The sequence below is a fragment of the candidate division WOR-3 bacterium genome, assembly GCA_016867815.1.
In the GTDB taxonomy this organism is placed as follows: domain Bacteria; phylum Hydrothermota; class Tepidihabitantia; order Tepidihabitantales; family Tepidihabitantaceae; genus UBA2258.
The window spans coordinates 1-5,827 of sequence record VGIR01000129.1 but is presented as its reverse complement, the minus strand read 5'-3'; the positions used below and the strand labels follow the sequence as shown (position 1 = coordinate 5,827).

The following is a 5,827-nucleotide window of genomic DNA, read 5'->3' as shown; positions in this document are numbered from 1 at the left end:
CGGCCAAGGACGCTGAGGCCATGCGCAAGTATCTGATTGAAGCGCTCGGGTATCTGGACGGCAATATCATTACCCTGCCCGACCCGACGAGCGGAGATCTGAATCGGGTGTTCGGCACTGCCAGCCGGCCCGATGGACAGCTCTACAATCTGGTTTCGGCCAAACCGGGCCGCTGCGATGTGTTCGTGTATTACGCGGGCCATGGCGCACCATCCGTCAGGGAGAAAAGGGGGTATCTTGTGCCCATCGACGCAAGCCCGGACTACATCGAGCAGAACGGCTATCCCCTGGACCTATTCTACTCCAACCTCAGCAAGGTGCTGGCAAAGGACCTGATCGTTGTGCTGGATGCCTGCTTCACGGGCGAGGCACCAGACACCAGTGGTCGGGTCAGAACGCTTGTGCGCGATGCCAGCCCGGTTCCGGTCGCGAGCGTGACAGAAGATGTTCCTGCCAACTCCCTCGTCATGACCGCTGCTAAGAGCAACCAGCTTGCCTGCTGGTATCGCGACAAGCGGCACAGCCTGTTCACCTACTGGCTACTCAGAGGGCTGAAGGGCGAGGCGGACCTTGATAGGGACGGCAGGATTGTTGTGGGGGAACTGGACGAATATGTGCGCCAGAACGTCCCGCCCCTCGCCCGTCTCCTCTACAACCGCGACCAGACGCCGGAGATCCGAGGTGCAGCAGGCAAGGAGCTACTGAGAATCAGGTGATGACTACGACTTGCGGGCAATCCTCACGACACGAACGTCGGGTGGCGCGTCCGAGCCGGAGAATGGGGATCGGCAACACAAAGGAGACAATATGCGTCACTGGCGACGTGTGATTCCAGAAGTCCTTCTGTTGACGCTGCTGCTGGGCTGCAAGGACGCCTTCGACGTTCAGCCTCCCCAGGTCGAGATACTCTCGCCCCCGGACGGCGCGCAGGTAGTCGGCGACGTCCAGATCATTGTTAGGGCGGCCGACGCCAACCTGAGCAAGGTTCTGGTCTACGTGGACGACCTGTTCGTGCACGAGAGCACCGAAGACTCGTTTGGCTTCACCTACACCATGCCGGACTCCAACAAGCACATCGTCAAGGCCAGGGCCACTGACCGCCGGGGCAATTGGGGCACGGCCAGCATCATGGTGAACCCGGTCGCGGAGCTGCAGATTACCTCCACGCCTTCCGGCGCAAAGGTGTGGTTGGACTGGCAGGAAACCGGCGATACGACCAATTGTGTGCTTACTGATGTGAAGCCGGGCCAGCACACGGTCAAGTTGACCAAGCCCGGGTACTTTGACTGGGAGGACACGGTCACTGCGGTCTACAAGCAACGCGTTCAAGTCGCGGCAACGCTTGTCGCGGACATCGGCGCGATTCTGGTTACCTCAACGCCGACCGGAGCCGCGGTCTGGATAGACGGCCGAAGCTCGGGATACGCGACGAACTGCGTTGTCCCCAACGTACCGACCGGTAACCGAATCGTGCGGCTAACCAAGACCGACTACTACGATTGGGAGGACACAGTGTCCGTCGCGCTGGGCGACACGGCGATAGTGGACGCGACCTTGACCTCTAACCCTTACCCTAACACGGTCATAGACAGCATTGTCTTCGCGGATTACTCATCTCCCTGGGCACTGGCCTGGAACGCCACGAACAACAGGCTCTACTGCGCGCTCGCGCGGGTGGACCAAGTCGCTGTCATAGACTGTGCCAACAACAACGTAGTCGGGACCGTTGGCGTGGGCAACGATCCCCGTGCTCTGGTCTGGAACGAAACCAACAACCGTATCTACAGCGCAAACGACTCGAGCAACAACCTAACCGTCATTGACGGTGCTTCGGGTGCGTATGTCACAACGATCGCGGTCGGCCACTACCCTCGGGCGCTCGCGTGGAATGGCACGAGCAACCGCATCTACTGCGCGAACCGCGATGACGACAGCGTATCCGTGATTGACGGCGCTCAAAACACAGTTGTCGCTACGGTGGCGGTTGGAGACGGCCCCCGTGCTCTCTGCTTCAACCCCCAGGACGGTAAGGTCTACTGCGCGAACTACAACAGTAACAGCGTATCCGTGATTGACGGTGCGACCAATTCGGTCACCGCCACGGTGTCGGTGGGACGTGGTCCCTACGCCCTGTGCTACAACTCCAAGAACAACCGAGTCTACTGTGCGAACGCGGACGGCGGCAGCGTGTCTGTGATTGACGGCGCGACGAACTCAGTCATCACGACGGTGGGAGGAGTCGGCAACCCGACCGCCTTGGTGTGGAACAGCGCGAACAACAAGGTCTATTGCACAGAAGGCTACAACAACGATCACCTGAAGGTGATGGACTGCCCTACCAACTCCGTTGTCGATAGTCTGGACAACATGACCTACGACTCCTACGGTCTTGCGTACAACGCCCTTCAGAACCGCGTCTATGTGACTTACAGCTACGGTAGCCTGGAAATGGTACGAGTGGTCGGAGCAAGGTAGTCGTGCGGATCAATTCCAGGCGACTCCTGTGGCTGGTGTGCGTGGGGGCTCTGGCTGGCTGCACCACGAAATACGTGCCGACTGACCGGGCAGCCGGCTACGAGTACAAGGTCGAGGCCAGTAGTGCGACTCTGAAGCGGAAACCGGCGGTGGGGGTGAAGTGCACGCGACGCATTGCGCCTGCGCCGGGACAGAAGGTCGGCTATCGGCGCGGACTGTCAACCTGGGGCTGGGTCGGGAACGTCGGCGGAGCACTGGGCCTTTCCGCGCTGGGCGGATTGATGTGGTCGCAAGGTCGCGTTGCCATGGGGCAGTACTCAATCGGCGTTGCGGCGGCTGCGCCGGTAGTGGCCGCGCTTGTCGCCTACAAGCGTGGAACCGTGGACGCTGGCAAGGTCCGTGCTGACTTCGAACCGGCCCCGGGCGAGAGGATTGTTGCCCAGTCGGCCGACCGGGCGTTCACCAAGGAGTACGTTGCCGGCAGGAACGGCGTGGTCGTCATACCATTGAGCGATTTCCCGCGGCTGAAGCAGTCCCGTGGGACAGCAGAACTCTGGGTGTACTCGAAGTCATCCCCGGTTACTCGGGCCGGCGTGACGGTGGGCGATAACGGAGTGCTCGGCGCTACGCAGCCACCGGAACGCTTCCCGCCAGCGCTGTCGTTTGCTGCGACCTTTGATGACTCGACAGGCGACCGGGACCTCGCCCTCGACGGTGACGAGTCGGGCCGGATCGTGTTGACGGTGGCCAATTCCGGGAAGGGTATTGCCAACGACATCCAGGCGAAGCTCACCTCCGCGCGCGTGATTCCCGGGTTGCGGGTGCCGGCCACCTATCCGGTCGGAGACTTGAAGCTGAGTGAGAGGAAGCGCGTAGTCGTACCCGTGAGTGCGAACAGATCGCTGCCTACGGACACAGTCGAGCTGAAGGTTGAGCTGCTGGAACCGTACTTTCAGGCCGACGCGACGCCAGTGCTTCTCAGATTCGAGGCAAGGCAGTTCGAGCCGCCCGACCTGGTAGTCCACGAGAAAGGTGTCGCTGAGGGTGAAGTTGTCCCCGGCAAGTCAGCGGAAGTTTCGTTTGTGGTGCTGAATCGGGGCAAGGGTAAGGCCGATGAGGTGGAGTGCCAGGTGCATACGCCGACCGGCGTCAGGTATCTGGGAAACGAAGACGTGTTCGACCTAGGCAGTCTCGAACCTGGAGCGTGGAAGAGATTGGATTTCCCAATCTTCGTCGGCGCACGGTTTGAGGCCGAGAGCCTGCGTCTGACTGCTTCGGTGCGCGAGGCCCGGCCGGAGTTCTGCAAGGACATAGGTCTGCACTTCCCGCTGAATCGTCCGGTTGAACGTCTCGAGCAGGTGTCCATCGCCCCTGTGGACACGGGTTTGGCCCAGGGAAGGCGTCCACTTTCTCTCGTTGCCGATGTTGACACTGGCATCCCCACTGCGGTTATGCGCAATCCCGATGCGGTCGCCGTTGTAGTTGCTGTCAGGGACTATACCAAGGTGCCAACGGCTGAATATGCATTGAGGGATGCCTCACTGATACAGGTGTACCTGGTCAAAGCGCTCGGCTACGATGCGAAGAACGTCATATTCCTACAGAATCCTTCGAAGGCTGACTTGGAGGGTGTGTTCGGGATTAAGGGCAAGCCGCAGGGCCAGCTCTACAACTACGTTCGCAAGGATGAGTCCGACGTGTTTGTATACTACGCTGGCCATGGGGCGCCGGACCTGAAGACCAAAGAGGCGTACCTTGTCCCGACCGATGCCCAGCCGAGCTACATTGACTTGCAGGGCTATCCGCTCAGCACGTTCTACGAGAACCTCGGCCAAGTTCCAGCCAAGAGCATGACGGTTGTGCTGGACGCGTGCTTCTCCGGTGCCTACGACAAGGGTATGATCATTGAGCAGGCCAGCCCCTTGCCGGTTGCAGCAGTCACAGAGCAGCCGGTAGGCAACATGAACGTGGTCACGGCCTGTGGAGCGGGCGAAGTGGCGTCGTGGTACTCCGATAAACGACACGGCCTGTTCACGTACTGGTTCCTGAAGGGCCTGCAAGGTGAGGCCGACGCCAACAAGGACAAGGCCATCACCGTCGGCGAGTTCCGGAAGTACGTGTCCGAGAACGTCTCCTACTGGGCCCAGCGCCTTCACAACCGCATCCAGACGCCGACGTTCTCCGGCGACGAAAGCCGGGTCGTCGCGAAGCTGAGGTGAGCTTCTCAGCCGACACGCACTACGCCGTGTCTGTAACCGGCGTCGGCGCATCGGCAGCGGCCGACAGCTAGTGGCTAGTGCCAGCCGGCCTTGGGTTTCCGACTTTCTGGTTCCGGATAGATGGATCCAACGTCCGCTTGAGCCAATCTAGCATAGTCTCAGAATCTCGTTGTGACTGAACAGACGGACAGATTCAAACTTGTAGCGCCGTTCAAGCCGTCCGGAGACCAGCCGGGGATGACGCTTGACGCCAAACGCTAGACGCATGACGCCTACCCTCACCCTCTCCCTCCCCCTGCAAGGGGGAGGGAATGGAAGGGAGGGGGTGACGCGGAGATTCGGCTATGAGTGACCAGAAGGACAGGTTCAAGCTTGTAGCTCCATTCAGACCTAGCGGTGACCAGCCAGCAGCGGCTGCGCCGCCAATTCAAACTGCAGAATGCAAAGTGCAAATCGCAAAATGCCAGATGGAAAGAGGCTAGCTGATGGACGAAAGGCAGCAGCAGTTCAAACTCGTTGCTCCATTCCGTCCGTCAGGAGACCAGCCTGAGGCCATCGACAAGCTGTGCGAGTTCATCAGCGGCGGGGCGAAGTACGCGACGTTGCTGGGCGTTACCGGGTCTGGTAAGACGTTCGCGATGGCGAATGTCATCGAGCGGCTGAACCGGCCGACTATCATCATGTCGCACAACAAGACCCTGGCCGCGCAGCTCTACGGCGAGTTCAAGGGCTTCTTCCCCGAGAACGCGGTTGAGTACTTCGTATCCTACTACGACTACTATCAGCCCGAGGCCTACGTTCCGGAGCACGACCTGTACATCGAGAAGGACGCTTCCATCAACGAGGAGATTGAGCGGCTGCGGCTGCGGGCCACTTCGGCGCTGGTGGAGCGGAGCGACGTGATTGTGGTTGCCTCGGTATCCTGCATCTACAACCTGGGCGAGCCGTGGGAGTTCCGCAACTCGATTCTGCCGGTCGAAATCGGCAAGGACATGGACCGGGAGCACCTGCTTGAGGAACTGGTGAAGCTCCAGTATACGCGGAACGACGTTGACCTGAAGCGGTCGACGTTCCGCGTCCGGGGTGACGTAGTAGATGTCCATCCGTCGCACCGCGACTACGGAGTGCGGGTC

At 60.4% G+C, this 5,827-nt stretch carries 4 protein-coding genes; all 4 read left to right on the top strand.

Going from position 1 to position 5,827, the window contains the following annotated elements; translation table 11 throughout:
* A partial coding sequence (locus FJY68_13045) for a caspase family protein (protein MBM3332751.1) occupies window positions 1-716 on the top strand: 716 nt, incomplete at its 5' end.
* 91 nt (window positions 717-807) lie between these two features.
* Complete coding sequence (locus FJY68_13040; GenBank protein MBM3332750.1) at window positions 808-2,475, top strand: PEGA domain-containing protein; 1,668 nt, start codon at window positions 808-810, stop codon at window positions 2,473-2,475.
* A 2-nt stretch (window positions 2,476-2,477) separates the two neighbouring features.
* Window positions 2,478-4,694, top strand: a complete 2,217-nt coding sequence (locus FJY68_13035; protein MBM3332749.1) for a hypothetical protein — start codon at window positions 2,478-2,480, stop codon at window positions 4,692-4,694.
* A gap of 485 nt (window positions 4,695-5,179) precedes the next feature.
* A partial coding sequence (locus FJY68_13030; GenBank protein ID MBM3332748.1) for an excinuclease ABC subunit B occupies window positions 5,180-5,827 on the top strand: 648 nt, incomplete at its 3' end.